General features: G+C 72.1%; 16 protein-coding genes, 2 rRNA genes and 1 pseudogene (1 of these 19 cut by a window edge). 5 read left to right on the top strand and 14 right to left on the bottom strand.

The features are described 5' to 3' along the window. Positions 1-106: 106 nt before the first annotated feature. The 4 genes from OG896_RS31620 to OG896_RS31605 form a co-directional block, all read right to left on the bottom strand. Positions 107-991 (bottom strand): NAD kinase, encoded by an 885-nt coding sequence (locus OG896_RS31620; RefSeq protein ID WP_329374393.1) that lies wholly within the window; start codon positions 989-991, stop codon positions 107-109. Between the two features lie 77 nt (positions 992-1,068). Then, entirely contained in the window at positions 1,069-1,875 is an 807-nt protein-coding gene (locus OG896_RS31615) for a TlyA family RNA methyltransferase (RefSeq protein ID WP_329370798.1), read from the bottom strand. 7 nt (positions 1,876-1,882) lie between these two features. Continuing rightward, the gene (locus OG896_RS31610) at positions 1,883-2,188 is read right to left on the bottom strand and encodes a hypothetical protein (RefSeq protein ID WP_329370796.1); all 306 of its coding nucleotides are present in this window, start codon (positions 2,186-2,188) and stop codon (positions 1,883-1,885) included. Further along, positions 2,181-3,365 carry a hypothetical protein gene (locus OG896_RS31605; protein ID WP_329370794.1) on the bottom strand — a complete coding sequence of 395 codons (1,185 nt, stop codon included), beginning with the start codon at positions 3,363-3,365 and terminating at the stop codon, positions 2,181-2,183. The genes OG896_RS31610 and OG896_RS31605 overlap by 8 nt, the downstream gene beginning before the upstream one ends. A 151-nt stretch (positions 3,366-3,516) precedes the next feature. Between OG896_RS31605 and OG896_RS31600 the strand changes: the two genes are divergently transcribed. Then, positions 3,517-3,864, top strand: coding sequence for an SCP2 sterol-binding domain-containing protein (locus OG896_RS31600; protein WP_329370792.1), 348 nt, complete (start codon positions 3,517-3,519; stop codon positions 3,862-3,864). Here the strand turns inward: OG896_RS31600 and OG896_RS31595 are convergent. From OG896_RS31595 to OG896_RS31585, 3 genes are all read right to left on the bottom strand, one after another. Then, positions 3,812-4,828: an ABC transporter ATP-binding protein gene (locus tag OG896_RS31595; RefSeq protein WP_329370790.1), complete on the bottom strand. Its 1,017-nt coding sequence runs from the start codon at positions 4,826-4,828 to the stop codon at positions 3,812-3,814. The genes OG896_RS31600 and OG896_RS31595 overlap by 53 nt on opposite strands. 146 nt (positions 4,829-4,974) lie before the next feature. Next, complete coding sequence (locus OG896_RS31590) at positions 4,975-6,006, bottom strand: FecCD family ABC transporter permease (protein ID WP_329370788.1); 1,032 nt, start codon at positions 6,004-6,006, stop codon at positions 4,975-4,977. Continuing rightward, positions 6,003-7,070 (bottom strand): FecCD family ABC transporter permease, encoded by a 1,068-nt coding sequence (locus OG896_RS31585; RefSeq protein ID WP_329370786.1) that lies wholly within the window; start codon positions 7,068-7,070, stop codon positions 6,003-6,005. The genes OG896_RS31590 and OG896_RS31585 overlap by 4 nt, the downstream gene beginning before the upstream one ends. 55 nt (positions 7,071-7,125) lie before the next feature. On the opposite strand from OG896_RS31585, the gene OG896_RS31580 reads away from it, so the two are divergent. Together OG896_RS31580 and OG896_RS31575 are read left to right on the top strand one after the other, a co-directional pair. Continuing rightward, positions 7,126-8,181: an ABC transporter substrate-binding protein gene (locus OG896_RS31580; protein ID WP_329370784.1), complete on the top strand. Its 1,056-nt coding sequence runs from the start codon at positions 7,126-7,128 to the stop codon at positions 8,179-8,181. 4 nt (positions 8,182-8,185) lie between these two features. After that, entirely contained in the window at positions 8,186-9,091 is a 906-nt protein-coding gene (locus OG896_RS31575) for a siderophore-interacting protein (protein ID WP_329370782.1), read from the top strand. A 49-nt stretch (positions 9,092-9,140) separates the two neighbouring features. Here the strand turns inward: OG896_RS31575 and OG896_RS31570 are convergent, their stop codons facing one another. The 4 genes from OG896_RS31570 to OG896_RS31555 form a co-directional block, all read right to left on the bottom strand. Next, entirely contained in the window at positions 9,141-10,379 is a 1,239-nt protein-coding gene (locus tag OG896_RS31570; RefSeq protein ID WP_329370780.1) for a mannosyltransferase family protein, read from the bottom strand. Positions 10,380-10,629: 250 nt separating this feature from the next. Further along, complete coding sequence (locus tag OG896_RS31565; protein ID WP_329370778.1) at positions 10,630-11,190, bottom strand: hypothetical protein; 561 nt, start codon at positions 11,188-11,190, stop codon at positions 10,630-10,632. After that, a complete protein-coding gene (locus OG896_RS31560) occupies positions 11,183-11,680 on the bottom strand; it encodes a SigE family RNA polymerase sigma factor (RefSeq protein ID WP_329370776.1) in 498 nt (165 codons plus the stop codon). Before OG896_RS31560 ends, OG896_RS31565 begins: the two co-directional genes overlap by 8 nt. Before the next feature lie 199 nt (positions 11,681-11,879). Beyond that, positions 11,880-12,902: an HAD-IIA family hydrolase gene (locus OG896_RS31555; protein WP_329370774.1), complete on the bottom strand. Its 1,023-nt coding sequence runs from the start codon at positions 12,900-12,902 to the stop codon at positions 11,880-11,882. A 75-nt stretch (positions 12,903-12,977) separates the two neighbouring features. Here OG896_RS31555 and OG896_RS31550 point away from each other — a divergent pair, with 75 nt between their 5' ends. After that, complete coding sequence (locus OG896_RS31550) at positions 12,978-14,312, top strand: DUF1015 domain-containing protein (RefSeq protein ID WP_329370772.1); 1,335 nt, start codon at positions 12,978-12,980, stop codon at positions 14,310-14,312. A 313-nt stretch (positions 14,313-14,625) separates the two neighbouring features. Here the strand turns inward: OG896_RS31550 and OG896_RS31545 are convergent. Further along, positions 14,626-15,480, bottom strand: a pseudogene (locus tag OG896_RS31545) (hypothetical protein); the annotation flags it as partial. A 150-nt stretch (positions 15,481-15,630) separates the two neighbouring features. On the opposite strand from OG896_RS31545, the gene OG896_RS31540 reads away from it, so the two are divergent. After that, positions 15,631-16,836 (top strand): hypothetical protein, encoded by a 1,206-nt coding sequence (locus OG896_RS31540; protein ID WP_329370770.1) that lies wholly within the window; start codon positions 15,631-15,633, stop codon positions 16,834-16,836. Positions 16,837-16,935: 99 nt separating this feature from the next. On the opposite strand, the gene rrf is transcribed toward OG896_RS31540, so the two are convergent. Both rrf and OG896_RS31530 read right to left on the bottom strand, forming a co-directional pair. Continuing rightward, positions 16,936-17,052 (bottom strand): 5S ribosomal RNA (rrf, locus tag OG896_RS31535). Positions 17,053-17,181: 129 nt separating this feature from the next. After that, positions 17,182-19,069 (bottom strand): 23S ribosomal RNA (locus tag OG896_RS31530) (it continues 1,237 nt past the right edge of the window).

Raw genomic sequence — 19,069 nt, 5'->3', positions numbered from 1 at the left:
CCCGTTCGCGTGAGTTCCCCGGACCTGGCGGCGGAAGAACGGCGGGCGAGTGACCGGCGGGGGGTGCTCCCGCCGGCTCTGCCTCGCTGCCCCGCGGCCCTGGGGGTCAGGGCGCCGCGACCCCGCGCCAGCCGGAGACGGGGAGCGCGAACTTGGCGACCAGACGGTCCGTGAAGGACGCGTGGTGCAGCCTCGCCAGCCGTACCGGGACGGCGCCGCGCCGCACTTCCACCCGGGCGCCCGGCAGGAGCTGGACGCTCCGCCGCCCGTCGCACCACAGCACGCCCTGCTGGGACTGCGGCTGCACCTCGACCGCGAGCACGGACCGCGGCGAGGTCACCAGCGGCCGGGCGAAGAGCGCGTGCGCGCTGATCGGCACCATGAGCAGCGCCTCGACCTCCGGCCAGACCACGGGCCCGCCGGCGGAGAACGCGTAGGCGGTGGAGCCGGTCGGGGTGGCGCAGACCACGCCGTCGCCGCCGAACCCGGAGACGGGACGGCCGTCGACCTCGGTGACGACCTCCAGCACGCGTTCGCGCGACGCCTTCTCCACGGACGCCTCGTTGAGCGCCCAGTCGGTGTGCACGACCCGGCCGTCGTTGCGGACCAGCACGTCGAGGGTCATCCGCTCCTCGACCTCGTACTCCTTGGTGACGACCCGGTCCACCACCTTGTCGAGGTCGTCCCGCTCGGCCTCGGCGAGGAAGCCGACCCGGCCGAGGTTGACGCCGAGCATCGGCACCCCGGAGGCGCGGGCGAACTCCGCGCCGCGCAGCAGAGTGCCGTCGCCGCCCAGCACGATGATCAGCTCGCAGCCCTGTACGGACCCCGGCCCGATCTCGCCGACCAGTTCGACGGCGGCCGGCAGCGGCAAGTCCGCGGCCTCGTCCTCCAGCAGCCGCACCCCGATGCCGCAGCGCATCAGCCCGTGCACCACCCGCTCGGCACTGCGGATCGCCGACTCGCGGCCGGTGTGGGTGAGCAGGAACACGGTACGGATCGCGGTCCCGCCCGCCTCGTCAGGTGACCCCGCCGCATCAGGTGACGTGGACAGCTTGGACAGCTCGGTCATCGGGGCCCCTCCGCCACAGCACGGTCGACTTCGGCCGGGTCCAGCGCGGGGGCGCCGGAGCGCAGCCACAGAAAGTACTCCACGTTCCCGGACGGACCGGGAAGCGGGCTGGCGGTGACGCCGAGCGCGCCCAGCCCGAGGGCGGCGGCCTGTTCGGCCACCTTCCGTACGCTCTCGGCCCGCAGTCCGGTGCTGCGGACCACTCCGCCGCTGCCCAGCCGTTCCCGGCCCACCTCGAACTGCGGCTTCACCATCAGCACCAGGTCCGCGTCGGGCGCGGCGCAGCCCACCAGCGCGGGCAGCACCAGGCCGAGCGGGATGAACGACAGGTCGCCGACGACCAGTTCGGCCGGCCGGCCGTCGATCGCCTCCAGCGTCAGCTCCCGCACGTTGGTGCGGTCCTTGACGATGACGCGGTCGTCGCTCTGCAGCGACCAGGCGAGCTGGCCGTAGCCGACGTCCACGGCGACCACCTCGGCGGCGCCCGCGCGCAGCAGGACGTCGGTGAACCCGCCGGTGGAGGCGCCCGCGTCCAGGGCGCGGCGGCCGGCCACGACCAGGCCGCGCGGGGTGAACGCGGCGAGCGCGCCGGCCAGTTTGTGGCCGCCGCGCGAGACGTAGTCGGGTTCGTCGTCGTTCTTGGCCACGACCAGGGCCACGCTGGTCTCCACCTGCGTGGCCGACTTGGTCGCGGTTGCCCCGGCCACGGTCACCCGGCCGGCGGCGATCAACTGGCTTGCGTGCTCACGGGAGCGCGCGAGATTCCGGCGCACCAGCTCGGCGTCGAGTCGGCGTCGTGCCACGTACGGTTCAGCCCCTGTTCTCGTCCAGCGCGGTCAGCGCGTTCCGCAGTCCGGCGTGCACATCTTCGTAGACCTCGATGTGCGCGTCCGTGGGGAGCGCGTCCGCGTCCCGCAGCCGCTCAACCGCGGCGTCCACCTCAGCATTCCCCGTCGCGTCGACCGTCACCCCCAACGGCTCGGCGCGCCGCTCGGCTTCGGCCACGGTGGGCGGCTGCTCGGCGGCGGTTCCGGGTGCGTCGGGGGGCGTTGGGTCCGGGTCCGTCGCGGGTCGCGGCTCGGGGGTCACGCCGGGCAGATCGTAGCTCTCACTCATCGCCACCGCCGGGCCGGGTGGACTCGGACTCGGGCGCCTGCGTCGGAGCGGGCGCCGGGGTGGGCTTCGCGGCCGGGGTGATCTTCTTGGCCGGCGCCTTCTTCGCGGTGGTGGTCTTCTTGGTGGCCGACCTGGTGGCCGACTTCTTGGTGCCGGCGGCCTTGGTCGCGGTGGCCGACTTCTTCGCGGGGGTGGTCTTCTTCGCGGCCGTCGTCTTCTTCGCGGACGCCGGGGCCGCCTTCTTGGCGGGGGTCTTCTTCGCCGTGGTGGTCTTCTTCGCCGTCGTGGTCTTCTTCGCGGCGGTCGTCGCCGGTGCCGTCCCGGCGGGCGGGTTCGGCGCGGCTGTCGAAGGGGTCGATGACGTCGAAGCAGTGGAAGCCGTGGAAGTCGTGGAAGTCGTCTTCGCGGGGGCCTTCTTGGCGGTGGTCCTCTTCGCGGAGGCGGTCTTCTTCACGCCGGCCAGCTTCTTGGCCGCCGTCTTCCCGGCCGTGGTGGTCTTCTTCGCGGCTGTCGTCTTCGGCGCGGTCGCGGCCTTCTTGGCCGGGGCCCTGCGCGGGGTCGCCGGCCGGTCCGTCGCCGCGGTCCTGCGCGGGTTGGCCACCGACTTCCGCGCGGTGCCGCCCGGCCTCCCGGGCGCCGCCGCGGACTTGGCGGGCTGCACCGGCTCGGGCTCGACCCGCACGTGCTCGACCGGGGGCGTCGACGCCGGGCCGGCCGGCGGCTTCGGAGTGGTCGGGCGGGTGGGGGCGGTGCGCTGCGCCCGCTCCTTGGCGGTGGCCGCCCGGCCCGTGGACCCGCCGGCGGCCTGGGACCCGGGCGCCGTCCCGTCGTCGGGCTGCGGTGTCTCCAGGTTCCTGATCCGGCGTTCCAGCGTCTCCAGCACGACGCCGACCTTGGTGACCTCGTCGGCGAGCCGGCTGACCCGGCCCATCGTCTTGTCGACCTCTTCCCTGACGATGCCGAGCAGCAGGTCGCGGTTGGCCCGGCCGGAGGCGATCAGCTCGTCCGCGAGGGTCTGCACCTCCGGGGGGATCGCCGCACCGATCCGCTCCTGAAGGGCCGCGGGGTCGATCCCCGCCTGGTCGAACATCTCCTTGGCCGCCTCCACCGCACGGCGCCGGGTGGCCTCTGTCAGGCCGCCCGCGATCTGCAGACAGGTACGCAGTGCGTCCCGCATCGCTCACACTCCTCGCCTCGCCGTCGGCGCATGCCGCCGCACGCTGATGCATGCGGTGACGACGCTACCTCTTTCCGTGGCCGTGCCCCGATCACGGGCCCTGCGGTACCGTCATCCGGACGTATCGCACCACCGGGAGACACCGCAGCCGATGGCCACCATCGAGGAGTGCCGCAGCGCGCTCGACACCTTGTCGGAGAACCTCGCGAAGGCCAATGGCGCGGTCCGTGACGCCACCGCGCTGGACCGCTCGCTGAGCTGCCGGATCACCGACCTGGACGTGACTTTCGTGGGCCGGCTGGCGGCCGGCAGCATCCAGGACGTGGTCACGCTGCCGGGCGCGCCGGAGCGGAAGGCGCAGATCCGGCTGGCGATGACCGGCGACGACCTGGTCCGGCTGGTCGGCGGCGAGCTGAACTTCGCGAAGGCGTGGGGCTCCGGCCGGGTCAGGGTGCAGGCGAGCCTGCGGGACGTGCTGAGGCTGCGCTCGCTGCTGTAGCGGCGCCGTCCTGCTCCGTGTCGACGTGTTCGGTGTCGGCCCGTTCCGCGTCATCCCGTTCCGCGTCAGTCTTCCCCGGTGCGCGCCGGGCCGCCGGCACGACCAGCGGCGTACCGCTCTCCGGGTCGTCGATGATCCGGCACCGTACTCCGAAGACGCGTTCCACCAGTTCGGTGGTGATGATCTCGGCGGGCGGGCCCTGGGCCTCGATCCGGCCGTCCTTCATGGCGATGAGGTGGGTGGCGTAGCGGGCGGCCTGGTTGAGGTCGTGCAGGACGGCGACGAGGGTGCGGCCGCGCTGCTCGTGCAGGTCCGCGCACAGGTCGAGGACGTCGATCTGGTGCTGGATGTCGAGGAAGGTGGTCGGCTCGTCGAGCAGCAGCAGCGGGGTCTGCTGGGCGAGGGCCATCGCGATCCAGACGCGTTGCCGCTGGCCGCCGGAGAGTTCGTCGACATAGCGATCGGCGAGGGCGGCGACGCCGGTGGCGGCCATCGACTCGTCGACGATCCGCTCGTCCTCGGCGGACCACTGCCGCAGCAGGCCCTGGTGCGGGTAGCGGCCGCGGGCGACCAGCCCGGAGACGGTGATGCCGTCGGGCGCGACCGAACTCTGCGGGAGCAGGCCGAGCGTCCTGGCCACCGCCTTCGCGGGGAGCGCGCCGATCGCCCGCCCGTCGAGCAGCACCCGCCCCTCGGCGGGCTTCAGCAGCCGCGACAGGGCACGCAGCAATGTCGACTTGCCGCAGGCGTTCGGGCCGACGATGACGGTGAAGGAGCGGTCGGGTATCGCGACCGAGAGGTCCTCGGCGATGATCCGCTGGTCGTAGCCGAGGGTGACGGCCTCGGCGGCGAGGCGGGTGCCGCCGGCCGGGGCCGGGGCGACCGTTCCGTGGGCGCCGGCCACCTCGGCGGCCTCCGCCGCCTCCGCCGTCGTACGTGTCGACTTGTCGGTGCCGCGGAACATCCGGCGGAACCCCTTTCCTGGTCGTGCCGTTGCCTGGTCCTGGCCGCGCTCCGCCGCGGAGCGGTTCCGAGCCCTGTCGTCTGCCGCCGCTCCCTCCCGCGCCGTGCCGTCCCCTGCCGCGCCCTCCCGCGCCGCACCGTCCGCGCTCATATCCGCCCCGCCCTTCGTTCGCTGATCAGCAGCCACAGCAGGTAGCCGCCGCCGAGGACCCCGGTGGCCACGCCGACCGGCACCTCGCCCGAACCGAAGGCGCGCTGGGCGGCCCAGTCGGCGGCGACCAGCAGGGCCGCGCCCATGAGGGCGGACGGGACGAGCGCGACACCGGGTGAACGGGTGAGGCGGCGGGCGAGTTGGGGCGCGGTGAGGGCGACGAACGCGATCGGGCCGGCCGCCGCGGTCGCGGAGGCGGTGAGCAGCACGGCGACCAGGACGGTGATGAGCCTGATCCGCTCGACGTGTACACCCAGCGCGCTGGCCGCGTCATCGCCCATCTCGGTGATCCGCAGCGCGCGTCCGCTGACGAGCAGGATCGGCATCAGGACGACGGCCGCGCCGAGCAGCGGCCACGCCTGGGACCAGCTGCGGCCGTCGAGCGACCCGGTGATCCACACCACGGCCCGCGCCGCGTCCACGATGTCCGCCTTGACCAGCAGGTAGCTGTTGACGGCCGACAGCACCGCGGAGGCGCCGATGCCGACCAGCACCAGCCGGTAGCCGTGCACCCCGCGCTTCCAGGCCAGCAGGTAGACCGCGATCCCGGTCAGCAGGCCGCCCACCACCGCGCCGATCGACACCTGGTACGACGGGCCCTTGAACAGCACGATCACGACGAGTGCGCCGGCCGCCGAGCCCTGGCCGAAGCCGATGACGTCGGGGCTGCCGAGCGGGTTGCGGGAGACGGTCTGGAAGGCGGCGCCCGCCATGCCCAGGCTGGCGCCGACCAGCAGCGCCACCACGACCCGCGGCAGCCGCAGTTGGCGGACGATGAAGTCCTGGCCCGGGTTGCCGTGGCCGGTGAGGCTGCGCAGCACGTCGAGCGGGGCGATGTGGTAGTCGCCGGTGCCGATCAGCACCACCGACACGGCCAGCGCGATGACGGCCAGGCCGGCGCACACCAGCAGCGAGCGCCGGTCGACACGCACGGAGCGGCCGCCACGGCGCAGTACGGTCTGGCTCACAGTTCGGCCATCCTTCGGCGTCGGACCAGCGCGATGAAGACCGGACCGCCGATGACGGCGGTGACGATGCCGACCTGGAGTTCCGCGGGCCGGGTGATGACCCGTCCGATGACGTCGGAGCCGAGCAGCAGCACCGGCGACAGCACGGCGGCGTACGGGAGTATCCAGCGCATGTCGGGGCCGGTGATGCCGCGCACCACGTGCGGCACCATCAGCCCGACGAAGACGATCGGGCCGCACGCGGCGGTGGCCGCGCCGCACAGCAGGGTGATCGCGGCCATCACCATCACGCGGGTGCGGGTGAGTTTCGCGCCCAACCCGCGCGCGGTGTCGTCGCCGAGGGCGACCGCGTTCAGCGGGCGGGCGGTGGCCAGGGCGAGCACCGCGCCCACCGCGAGGAAGGGCGCGATGTCCCGGACGGTGGCCATGTTCGCGGAGGCGAGCGAGCCGACCTGCCAGAAGCGCATCCGGTCCAGGGCGACCTTGTCGGTGAGTTCGACCGCGGTGGTCCAGCCCTGGAGCAGCGCGGTGATCGCGGTGCCGGCGAGCGCGAGCCGTACCGGGGTCGCGGAGCGGCTGCCGCCGATGGCGTAGACGAGCACGGAGACCACGGCGGCGCCGGCCAGCGCGAACCAGACGTAGCCGGTGGTCGAGGTGACGCCGAGGAAGCTGATCCCGGAGACCACGGCCGCGGCGGCGCCGGCGTTGACGCCGAGCAGTCCGGGGTCGGCGAGCGGGTTGCGGGTCAGCGCCTGCATGGCGGCCCCCGCCACACCGAGCGCCGCGCCGACCATCAGGCCGAGAACCGTACGCGGCAGCCGCAGTTCGCGGACCACGACGTCGTCGTCGGTGCCGGAGTAGTGGAACAGGCCGTGCCACACCTGGTCGACGGGGATGTTCCGCGCGCCGATCGCGACGCTCGCCACCACCACGAGGACGAGCAGTCCCAGGGCCAGCAGCAGCCCGGCGGCCCGGCGCGTGTCGGCGCGGGAGACGCTGCCGCGGGGCGGGGCGGACGGGGGTCCGGTGTCCGCCTGAGGCGGGGAGTGACGGTCGACCAGCACGGAACTTAGGTTAGCCTACCCTCGCCAGGTCACTTCGAGCAGAGCGGTAGCCGTCATGCATTCGTCCCGTTTCGCAACAACGTCCGGACTGTCGCGCCGAGGTGTCCTCGCCGCGGGCGGATCGGTCGGGCTCGGCGCGCTGCTGGCGGCGTGCGGTGGGTCATCGGACTCCGGCTCCTCCGGCTCCGCGAAATCGGACGGCAAGGAGACCACGTCCGCCTCGGGCCCGTGGAGCTTCACCGACGACCGCAAGAAGACCGTAAAGGCCGCCCACGTCCCGGGCAACCTTGTGGCCTACATCGGTTCCGCGGCCGCCCTGCACGACTACGGCATCGAGTGCACCGGCGTCTTCGGCCCCACCACCCTCAAGGACGGCTCCGCCGACCCGATGGCCGGCGGCATCGACGTCAAGAAGGTCACCGTACTCGGCAACACCTGGGGCGAGTTCAACATCGAGAAGTACGCCGCCCTCAGCCCCGGCCTGCTGATCAGCCACATGTACGAGGCCCCCACCCTCTGGTACGTCCCCGACGACAGCTCCAAGCAGATCCTCTCCCTGGCACCCAGCGTCGGCATCAACGTCGCCGGTGTCCCGCTGACCACGCCGCTCCAGCGCTACGCCGAACTCGCCCGGTCCCTCGGCGCGGACATGACCACCGGCGCCAACGCCGCCCAGAAGGCCCGCTTCGAGAAGTCGTCCGCGGACCTGCGCGCCGCCGCCAAGGCGCACCCGGGCGTCACGGTGCTGGCCGGCTCCGCGAGCACCGACTCCTTCTACGTCTCCACCCCCTCCTCCGCCGCCGACCTGAGCTACTACAAGAGCCTCGGGGTGGACTTCATCGTCCCGAACAAGGTCAAGGGCGGCTTCTTCGAGACGCTGAGCTGGGAGAACGCCGACAAGTACAAGTCGGACGTCATCATGCTCGACAACCGCACGGCCACCCTCCAGCCCAAGGACCTCACCAGCAAACCCACCTGGGCCCAACTCCCCGCGGTCAAGGCCGGCCAGGTGCTCGGCTGGCCGAGCGAGCCGATCTTCTCCTACGCCAAGTGCGCCGACCGGATCGACGCCCTGACCAAGGCCATCACGTCCGCGAAGAAGGTGATCTGACACCATGTCCGACCTGACCTACGACTTCTTCCACCCGCGCGTGGTGCGCACCCATCAGCTCTCGCCGACCCTGCTGCGGGTCGTGCTCGGCGGCGCGGACCTCGCCCGGGTCGTCAGCGGCGGCCACGACCAGCGCTTCAAGCTGTTCCTGCCGCACCCCGGCCAGCCGGCCCCCGTCCTGCCCGACGTCCTCGACAGCGACTGGTACGGCCGCTGGCGCGCGCTCGACCCGGCCGTACGCGGCATCATGCGCACCTACACCATCAGCGGCGTACGGCAGGACCCGCCGCAGGTCGACGTCGACTTCGCGCTGCACGGCGACCTCGGCCCCGCCTCCCGCTGGGCCGCGCGGGCCCGCCCCGGCGACGGCGTCTCGATCCTCGCGCCCGTCGCCGAGGACAACGGCGGCGTCGAGTTCCAGCCGCCGGCCGGCACCGGCTGGGTGCTGCTCACCGCCGACGAGACCGCGCTGCCCGCGCTCGCGAACATCCTCGCCGCGCTCCCCGCCGGCCTGCCGGTGCGCGCCTTCGTGGAGGTCGGTCACCCCGACGACCGCGTCCCGCTGCCCACCGAGGCCGACGCCGAGATCACCTGGCTGGTCCGCGGCGGCCACGACCGCACCGCTCCCCTGCTCGACGCGGTCCGCGCCGCCCGCGTCCCCGAAGGAACCGTCCGCTACGCCTGGTTGGCCGGCGAGTCCGGCTGCGTCCGCGCGCTGCGCCGCCACCTGGTCGCCGAGCGCGGCCTGGACCGCAAGTCCGTCTCCTTCACCGGCTACTGGCGCCAGGGCCGCACCGAGGACGACCTGCTCACCGCCGCGATCGCCGCGGGCGAGGACGAAGCCACCGCCGAGGCGGAGAACGAGGAGTCGGCCGAGGCGCAGCCGGCGGCGGTGGGAGCCGCGGGATAGCGCGCGGGGCAGGGCCCCGGGCACTGCCCCGGGACGGGCCGGCGCCGCCTCACCCGGCCCAGCGGCCGGTGAAGAAGGCCAGCGCGACGACGGTGGCCAGCGGCCCGGCCACCGCGAAGTAGGCGGTGCGCAGCCGCGGCCGGACCGTGGTCGCCGCGCACAGCGACGTCCACAGCGGCCACCACAGCAGCGCCGCCCGCGGGATCGACATGTACCAGTACGACGTGCCCAGCGCCCACAGGCTCAGCGCGATGTACACCGCCTCGGCCCAGCGGTGCCGCCACAGCAGGTACACCAGCACGCCCACACCCGCCAGCATCGCGAGCAGTTCGGCCTGGAACATCGCCGCGTAGCCGGTGCTCTGGGTGTGCCCGAACGCCGCGGTCCAGGTGTGGTGCCACGCGGTCCAGGGGCTGTGGAAGTCCCGGGCCCAGCCGCGCTCCTCCGCGTCCTTCCACGCCATCCAGTCGCCGGTGCGGCCCTTCAGGTAGGCGCTGTACAGCAGCGGCGGCAGCGCGGGCAGCGCCAGCCAGGGCAGCGCGCGCAGGTCGCGCGGGCGGCGCACCGAGGCCAGGAACTGGACGGCGAGCGCCGCCGCCAGGAAGAGCCCGCTCACCCGCACCGCGCAGGCCAGGCAGGTCAGCACCGCCGCCTGGCCCCAGGCCGCCCGGCGTGCCGCGAGCCACGCGGGCAGCGCCAGCGCCAGGAACAGCGCCTCGGTGTAGCCGGCCGCGAGGAACACCGCACACGGCGACAGCAGGAAGAGCCGTACGGTGCGGCGCCCCGCGTCGGCGCCCGGCAGGTCCCGCCCGGCTATTCGGCCGAGCGCCAGCACCGCGACCGCGCCCGCCACGAACGAGATGGTCAGCCCCGCCGCGGTCCAGTCCCGGATCACCGTGTGGACCGCGCGCAGCACCATCGGGAAGCCGGGGAAGAACGCGTCGCGGTTGTCCCAGCCCTGCTCGCCGGGGCCGGGCCCGCCCGCGGGGAAGTAGCCGTCCCGCGCGATGTGCAGGTAGTACGCCCAGTCCCACTGCTGCCACGGCGCGAGGACCGACACCGGGCGGTGGCTGGCCGTGTCGGCCGGGAAGATCCAGCGGGCACAGTACTCGGTGACCCACAGCCCCGCCCGGGTCAGGACGTACAGCCACAGCACATCGCGGTCGGCGGGCGTCAGCCGGGCGGCGAACCGCCGTGCCGGGGACGGGCGTCGGCGCCGCGCGCCGGAGGGTTCGCGGGGTACGGCCGGAGCCGCCTCGGTGGCCGGCGGGGCGGAGGAGAGCGTCATGAACGGACCTTCCGGGCTGCGTCAGGACGTACGGCACCGCGCCCTGGCGGGTGGGACGCGCGGGCGGGGGCGGTGCGGGATATCGGGATCAGGGTGCGAAGTCAGCGATCGGGTGCGGGTGTCGGGGGTAAGGCGGCCGGTGGTCGGCGCGCGGGGGGCAGGGCGTCCAGTTCAGGACCCTTGCCGTCCACAGCGCTTGCCGTCGGCCGTGCCTTGCCGTCCACGGGACGTGTCGTCGGGGCTCATGAGGTCAGGGCTGGTGGTCAGGGCCCTGCGTTCCGGGCTCCGTGGTCCGCGGATAGGTCGGCAGGCCGCCGGCCGAGGTGGCGGACGCCGGAGGTCCGACGCCCGTCGGCGGGGTGGTGCCGGTCAGGCCGGACGGGTCCGGACTGCGGGTCGGGTCCTCCGCGGTCGACGACGCGCTGCTGGTCGCGGTGCCGGATCTGCCGTCGCCGCTGGGCGTGCCGCGGCTGCTGGTGACACCGCTGGGCGACACCGGATCGCCGCCGCGCGGCAGCGTCGCGACGAGCCCCGCGGCCGTACCCGCGAGCGCCACGCACGCGGCCGCCGCGGCCATCGCCGTACGCCGTCTGCGCCGGGCCGCGCCGCGCGCCCGGACCTCGGCCGGGGGCGCGGACCGGGTCCTGGCCTGACCGCTCGCGGCGGCCGCCTTGAACAGGCCGCGCAGCGGATCGTCCCCGTCCCGCTCCCGGGACCGGCCGGGGCCGGCGGCGCCGAAGGCGGGACCGGGGAAGTCGCCGACGTCGTCGAAGTCGCCGAAGCCGCCGTGCATGTCGTGGTGTTCAGGCACCGGGAGCCTCCTCGTTCCGCGGATCGTGCAGGAGGTGGGCGAGCGCCGAGCGGCCGCGGACCAGGTGCGTCTTGACGGTGCTCACCGACACCCCGGTCTCGGCCGCGATCTGGTCGACGCTGAGATCGCAGACGTAGTGCAGGGTCAGCGTGCGGCGCTGCTTCGGCGGCAGCTCGCGCAACGCCTCCACCAGCACCACCGGTTCCGGGCCCGGCCCTTCCGCGGGCATGGGCGGCCCGGTCCGGTGCCAGGCGTCGGCGGTGCGCCGCCGGCCCCGCCACCGGCTCACCGCCAGCCGCCACGCGACCGTACGCACCCATGCCTCCGGGCGTGCGTCGGACCGCAGTTGGCGCCGCCGGCTCCAGCCCCGGACGAACGCCTCCTGCACGACGTCCTGCGCCTCTTGGTGATCGCCGAGCATCACGTACAACTGGCCGGTCAGCCGACCGACCGTCTGCGCGTAGAACTCCTCGAACTCCTCGACGGTCAACGATCGCTCCCGGTCTGCTCGGTCTCACCGGGCATACGCTCGTCGGGCCCGATCCGGTCTACACCGCGCACCACTTCGCGACGTGACCTGCGTCATACTCCGGATGCGCGGGGCTCCCCCACAGCTCCCGGTTCCCGTTCCCCCGACTCCCCCGGCCTCCGCTCCTCCCGTTCCCGCCCCGCCCCGCCCCGCCCCCGGTCTACAACCCCAGGCGCGCGACCGCCTTCGCCGCGTCGAGCTCGCAACTCCCCTCGCCCGCGCTGCTCCAGGCCGCCCCGCACAACGCGCGCAGCCCGTCGAGCGGCTCGCCCCCGCCCTCGACCGTGAGCCCGCCGCCCGACACCGACGCGGTCCAGCCGCCGCACACCGCGGCCCCCTCGCCGGAAACCTCCACTCCCGGCTGCGCCGCGAGCAGATCCCGCAGGTCGCGGCCGACATACGTGGGCCGGTGCTTCGGCGGGGCCGCGAGCAGCGCCGCCGCGTCGGTGATCCCGGTCAGCACCAGCAGCGAGTCGACACCGCCCGCGAACGCGCCCTCGATGTCCGTGTCCAGCCGGTCCCCGACCACCAACGGCCGCTTCGCGCCGGTGCGCAGCACCGTCTCCCGGTGCATCGGCGGCAGCGGCTTCCCCGCGGCCTGCGGGGCACCGCCGGTCGCGAAGCGCACCGCCTCCACCGCGGCGCCGTTGCCCGGCGCGATCCCCCGCCCGCTCGGGATGGTCCGGTCGGTGTTCGACGCGAACCACGGCACCCCGCGGTTGACCGCGTACGCCATCTCCGCCAGCTGCGACCACCGCAGATCCGGTCCGTACCCCTGCACCGCGGCCACCGGGTCGTCGTCCGCGGAGTCCACCGGCACCAGCCCGCGCTCCCGCAGCGCGGTCATCAGCCCCTCGCCGCCCACCGCGAGCACCTTCGAACCCGCCGGCACCTGGTCCGCGATCAGCCGTGCCACCGCCTGCGCCGAGGTGATCACGTCGGCCGCGCCCGCCGGCACCCCCAGCCGCGTCAGGTGCTCCGCGACCGTATCCGGCGTGCGCGAGGCGTTGTTGGTGACATAGGCGAGGTGCATGCCGTGCTCACGCGCCGTGCCGAGCGACTCCACCGCGTGCGCGATCGCCTCCCCACCCGCGTAGACGACACCGTCGAGGTCGAGGAGCGCGGTGTCGTACGCGGTGTCCAGCGACTCTTCGCTGCCGTGCGGGCTGGTGCGGTACGTCATGGCGGGGCTCGCTCCTTCGAGTGCGGACTACCCGTCGATCATCCCCCATGCCCGAGGGCGTCGTAGCATGCGCGGATGAGTGAGACCGATCAGGACCACCCGCGGGGCCCTCACCTGGCGCCCTTCCGCGGGCTGCGCTTCGTACGGGAGCACGTCGGCAGCCTCGCCGCCGTCACGTCGCCACCGTACGACGTCGTGGTACGCCCCGACGGACAGCGCCACTTGGAGACCGCCGACCCGTACAACGTGGTCCGGCTGATCCTCCCGGACGCCGCCACCCCTGACGCCCGCCACCGCAAGGCCGCCCGCACCCTGGCGGCCTGGCTCGACCGGGGCGTCCTCGCCCACGACCCGGTCCCCGCCCTCTACGTCTACGAGCAGCGCGACGGCGACCACCTCCAGCGCGGGGTGATCGGCGCCCTGCGGCTGAGCGGTCCCGAGGAGGGGGCCGTGCTGCCGCACGAGGACGTCATGCCGGGACCGGTCGCCGACCGCGCCGCCCTGATGCGCGCGACCGCGGCCAACCTCGAACCCCTGCTGCTCGCCTACCGGGACGGCCCCGCCACCGCCCGCGTCGTCGAGCGCACCGCCACCGCCGCGGACCCCCTGCTCGCCACCACCACCGAGGACGGCGTACGGCACCGGCTGTGGGCGCTCACCGATCCCGCCGACCTCACCGCGATCGACGCCGAACTCGCCGACCGCCAGGCCCTCATCGCCGACGGGCACCACCGCTGGGCCACCTACCGCCGGCTCCAGACCGCCCACCCGCCCGGCACCGGCTGGGACTACGGCCTCGTGCTGCTCGTGGACACCACCCGCTACCCCCTGCGGGTACGCGCCATCCACCGCGTGCTGCCGGAACTCCCGTCCGCCGCCGCCCTCGCGGCCGCGCGCCACGTCTTCCGGGTACGGCGGCTGGCCGGCGGCGATCTGGCGGGGGCGCTGGAGGCGCTGGAGGAGGCGAGCGCGGAAGCGGAGGGGGCGCTTCCGGACGGGAGCGCGGGTAGGGGCACCAGTACGGGTGCCGGCGGCAACGCCTTCGTGCTGGCGGGCGACGACTCCTTCCACCTGCTGGACCGGCCCGACCCCGTGCTGCTGCGGGAGGCCGTGCCGGAGGACCGGCCGGAGCCGTGGCGGCGGCTGGACGCCACCGTGCTGCACAGCCTGCTGCTCGACCGCGTCTGGCAGGTGCCGGACTCCCCCGACCACATCCGCTACATCCACGACACCGAGGCGGCGGTCCGCCTCGCCGGGCAGCTCGGCGGCACCGCCGTGCTGATGCACCCGGTGCGCGAGCACATCGTGCTCGACCTGGCCCGCCAGGGCGTGATGATGCCCCGCAAGTCCACGTCCTTCGGGCCGAAGCCGGCGAGCGGGCTGGTGATGCGGAGCGTCGAGCTGGGATGACCGGCCGGCGCCATTCCGCCGCCTCCGAAACGGCGAGGGCGGCACCCGCGTGGTCGCGGATGCCGCCCTCAACTCACCGGATGGTGAAGGACGTTCAGTCGTCCTCGCGCTCCGGGTGCGCCGGGGCGCGGAACGGGGAGTCGAGGAAGGACGACGGCTCGGCCGATCCGGCGTCGCCGCCGGTCACCTGGTCCTCGTCGCCCGCCGGGTCCTTGACGTCCTCGGCGCTGTCCTCGGCGTCGTCCGTGTCCTGGGCGTCCTCCGTGTCCTCGGTGTCCTCCGAGATGCCGGCCGCCTTGGCATCGGCCTTCACGTCGGACGAGGAGTCCGCGTCGTCGCGGTCCTCGTCGTCCTCGTCGTCCACGTCGTCCACGTCGTCCACGTCGTCCACGTCGTCCACGTCGTGGGCGTCCTCGTCGTCGACCACGACCTCGTCGGTCAGGCCGTCGTCGATCACCTCGACCACCACGTCGGCGCCGGCGGGCGCGTCCGTCGCGGCGTCCGTGCCCGCGTCCGACGCGTGGCCGGCCTCGTCGTCGTCCTCGTCACCCTCGAAAGCGTCCACGAACGCGACACCGTCGAGCTGGGCGAGCCGGTCGGAGGCGTCGGTCGTCCCGTTGTGGTCGGCCTCCACCGCCTTCGCGAACCACTCGCGGGCCTCGGTCTCCCGGCCCACCGCGAGCAGCGCGTCGGCGTAGGCGTAACGCAGCCGGGCCGTCCACGGGTGGATGGCGTTCGCCGCCAGCTCCGAGCTCTGGAGGGTGACCACCGCGGCCTCGGCCTGGCCGAGGTCCTGCCGGGCGCCGGCCGCGACCAGCCGCATCTCGACCTGCCCGGCCTTGTCCAGCTTGTGCACCTCGGGCGCACCCGCCATCTCCAGGGCGCGCTCGGGCCGCCCGAGCCCGCGCTCGCAGTCGGCCATCACCGGCCACAGGTCCACCGTGCCGGTCATCCGCCGGGTGGTGCGGAACTCCGCCAGCGCCTCCGAGTACCGCTCGGTCGCGTACGACGCGAAGCCGGCCGCCTCCCGGACCGCCGCGACGCGCGAGGCGAGCCGCAGCGCGACACGTGAGTACGCGTACGCCTGCTCCGGCTCCTCGTCGAGGAGCCGCGCGACCATCACCAGGTTGCGTGCCACGTCCTCCGCGAGCGTCTTCGGCAGGCTCATCAGCTCCTGCCGCACGCTCGGGTCGATCTCCTGGCCGGTGACCTCCTCCGAAATCGGCAGCCGCCTGACCGGCTCGCGGTCGTCCCTGCGCTCGTCCCGGCCGCCGCGGCTCTCGAACCTGCCCCGGCCCTGCACCGCCGGACGCCGGCCATGGCCGCGGTCGTCGTCGCGCCGCGGGCCGCGCGGACGGTCGTCCCTGCGGTCGTCGCGCCGGTCATCACGCGGGCGGTCGTCACGGCGGAAGCTGCCGCGGTCGTCATCACGACGCGGCCCACGCGGACGGTCGTCACGCCGGTCATCACGCGGGCGATCGTCACGACGGAACCCGCCGCCGGGACGGTCGTCCCTGCGGTCGTCACGGGGGCGGTCGTATCGAGGACGGTCGTCGCGGGGACGGTCGTCGCGCGGGCGGTCGTAGCGGGGCCGGTCCGAACGGTCGTCACGGCGGAAGCCACCGCCGCCACCACCACCGGGGCGGTCGTCACGACGGAACCCACCGCGATCGTCGTCACGACGCGGACCACGCGGACGGTCGTCCCTGCGGTCATCACGCCGGAAGCCGCCACCACCGCCACCCGGACGGTCGTCGCGCGGGCGGTCATAGCGGGGCCGGTCCGAACGGTCATCGCGACGGAAGCCACCGCCACCACCACCGGGGCGGTCGTCACGACGGAACCCACCGCGATCGTCGTCACGACGCGGACCACGCGGACGGTCGTCCCTGCGGTCATCACGAGGACGGTCATCACGCCGGAAGCCACCGCCACCGCCACCCGGACGGTCGTCGCGCGGGCGGTCATAGCGGGGCCGGTCCGAACGGTCATCGCGACGGAAGCCACCGCCACCACCACCGGGGCGGTCGTCACGACGGAACCCGCCACGGTCGTCATCACGACGCGGACCACGCGGACGGTCATCCCTGCGGTCATCACGGGGACGGTCATCACGGGGACGGTCAAAGCGCGGCCGGTCCGAACGGTCGTCACGACGGAAGCCACCGCCACCACCACCGGGGCGGTCGTCACGACGGAACCCGCCACGGTCGTCATCACGACGCGGACCACGCGGACGGTCATCACGCGGGCGGTCGTCCCTGCGGAAACCGCCACCGCCACCCGGGCGGTCATCGCGACGGAAACCGCCGCCACCGCCCTGACGGTCGTTACGGGGACGGTCATAGCGCGGCCGGTCGGAACGGTCGTCGCGACGGTTGCCGGCGCCACCACGGTGGTCATCGCGACGCGGGCCACCGGGACGGTCGTCACGCCGATCCTCGCGGCGGTGATCGCCGCGCTCGGGCCTGTCTTCGGGCGAGTTGGACATCGACGTGACTCCTGTCGGATCGTACTGCTGTAGTTCAAGTCTCCCGTAGCGGCCGGGAGGACGCGCTTCGAGCACAACAAAAAGGACCCCTGGTCCCAGCGCTCAGGCCAGGACCAAGGGTCCAGAAAGATTGTTCGGCGGTGTCCTACTCTCCCACAGGGTCCCCCCTGCAGTACCATCGGCGCTGAAAGGCTTAGCTTCCGGGTTCGGAATGTAACCGGGCGTTTCCCTAACGCTATGACCACCGAAACACTATCGGGTCATCCCGCATACACGGGATTTCGACAGAGTCCGAGCGAACAAGCACACTTTTCAGTTGAGTGTTCACCGGATGCGACTGTTCGCAACCCGGGAACCAAACAGTGGACGCGAGCATACATGGACAAGCCCTCGGCCTATTAGTACCGGTCAGCTCCACCCCTCACGAGGCTTCCACATCCGGCCTATCAACCCAGTCGTCTACTGGGAGCCTTACCCCATCAAGTGGGTGGGAGCCCTCATCTCGAAGCAGGCTTCCCGCTTAGATGCTTTCAGCGGTTATCCCTCCCGAACGTAGCCAACCAGCCATGCCCTTGGCAGGACAACTGGCACACCAGAGGTTCGTCCGTCCCGGTCCTCTCGTACTAGGGACAGCCCTTCTCAAGACTCCAACGCGCGCAGCGGATAGGGACCGAACTGTCTCACGACGTTCTAAACCCAGCTCGCGTACCGCTTTAATGGGCGAACAGCCCAACCCTTGGGACCGACTCCAGCCCCAGGATGCGACGAGCCGACATCGAGGTGCCAAACCATCCCGTCGATATGGACTCTTGGGGAAGATCAGCCTGTTATCCCCGGGGTACCTTTTATCCGTTGAGCGACGGCGCTTCCACAAGCCACCGCCGGATCACTAGTCCCTACTTTCGTACCTGCTCGACCCGTCAGTCTCACAGTCAAGCTCCCTTGTGCACTTACACTCAACACCTGATTGCCAACCAGGCTGAGGGAACCTTTGGGCGCCTCCGTTACCCTTTAGGAGGCAACCGCCCCAGTTAAACTACCCACCAGACACTGTCCCTGATCCGGATCACGGACCGAGGTTAGACATCCAGCACGACCAGAGTGGTATTTCAACGACGACTCCACCACGGCTGGCGCCGCGATATCAAAGTCTCCCACCTATCCTACACAAGCCGAACCGAACACCAATATCAAGCTATAGTAAAGGTCCCGGGGTCTTTCCGTCCTGCTGCGCGAAACGAGCATCTTTACTCGTAGTGCAATTTCACCGGGCCTATGGTTGAGACAGTCGAGAAGTCGTTACGCCATTCGTGCAGGTCGGAACTTACCCGACAAGGAATTTCGCTACCTTAGGATGGTTATAGTTACCACCGCCGTTTACTGGCGCTTAAGTTCTCAGCTTCGCCACACCGAAATGTGACTAACCGGTCCCCTTAACGTTCCAGCACCGGGCAGGCGTCAGTCCGTATACATCGCCTTACGGCTTCGCACGGACCTGTGTTTTTAGTAAACAGTCGCTTCTCGCTGGTCTCTGCGGCCACCCCCAGCTCACACCGTAAAGATGATCACCGGAAGTGGCCCCCCTTCTCCCGAAGTTACGGGGGCATTTTGCCGAGTTCCTTAACCATAGTTCACCCGAACGCCTCGGTATTCTCTACCTGACCACCTGAGTCGGTTTAGGGTACGGGCCGCCATGAAACTCGCTAGAGGCTTTTCTCGACAGCATAGGATCATCCACTTCACCACAATCGGCTCGGCATCAGGTCTCAGACTTAATGTGTGACGGATTTACCTACCACACGTCCTACACCCTTACCCCGGGACAACCACCGCCCGGGCTGGACTACCTTCCTGCGTCACCCCATCGCTTACCTACTACAAGTCCGGTTCAGCGGCTCCACCACTCCCCCTCACTCCGAAGAGATCAGAGGTGGCTTCACGGCCTTAGCATCGCTCGGTTCAGTACTGGGCGTTTCAAAGCGGGTACCGGAATATCAACCGGTTGTCCATCGACTACGCCTGTCGGCCTCGCCTTAGGTCCCGACTTACCCTGGGCAGATCAGCTTGACCCAGGAACCCTTAGTCAATCGGCGCAAGAGTTTCCCACTCTTGTATCGCTACTCATGCCTGCATTCTCACTCGTGAACCATCCACCACTCGCTTACGCGGCGGCTTCACCCGGCACACGACGCTCCCCTACCCATCCACACTCCCGTTGGGGATATTGCGTGAATGACACGACTTCGGCGGTACGCTTGAGCCCCGC

The organism is Streptomyces sp. NBC_00669 (genome assembly GCF_036226785.1).
GTDB lineage: Bacteria > Actinomycetota > Actinomycetes > Streptomycetales > Streptomycetaceae > Actinacidiphila.
This window is presented reverse-complemented; position numbering and strand designations above follow the sequence as displayed.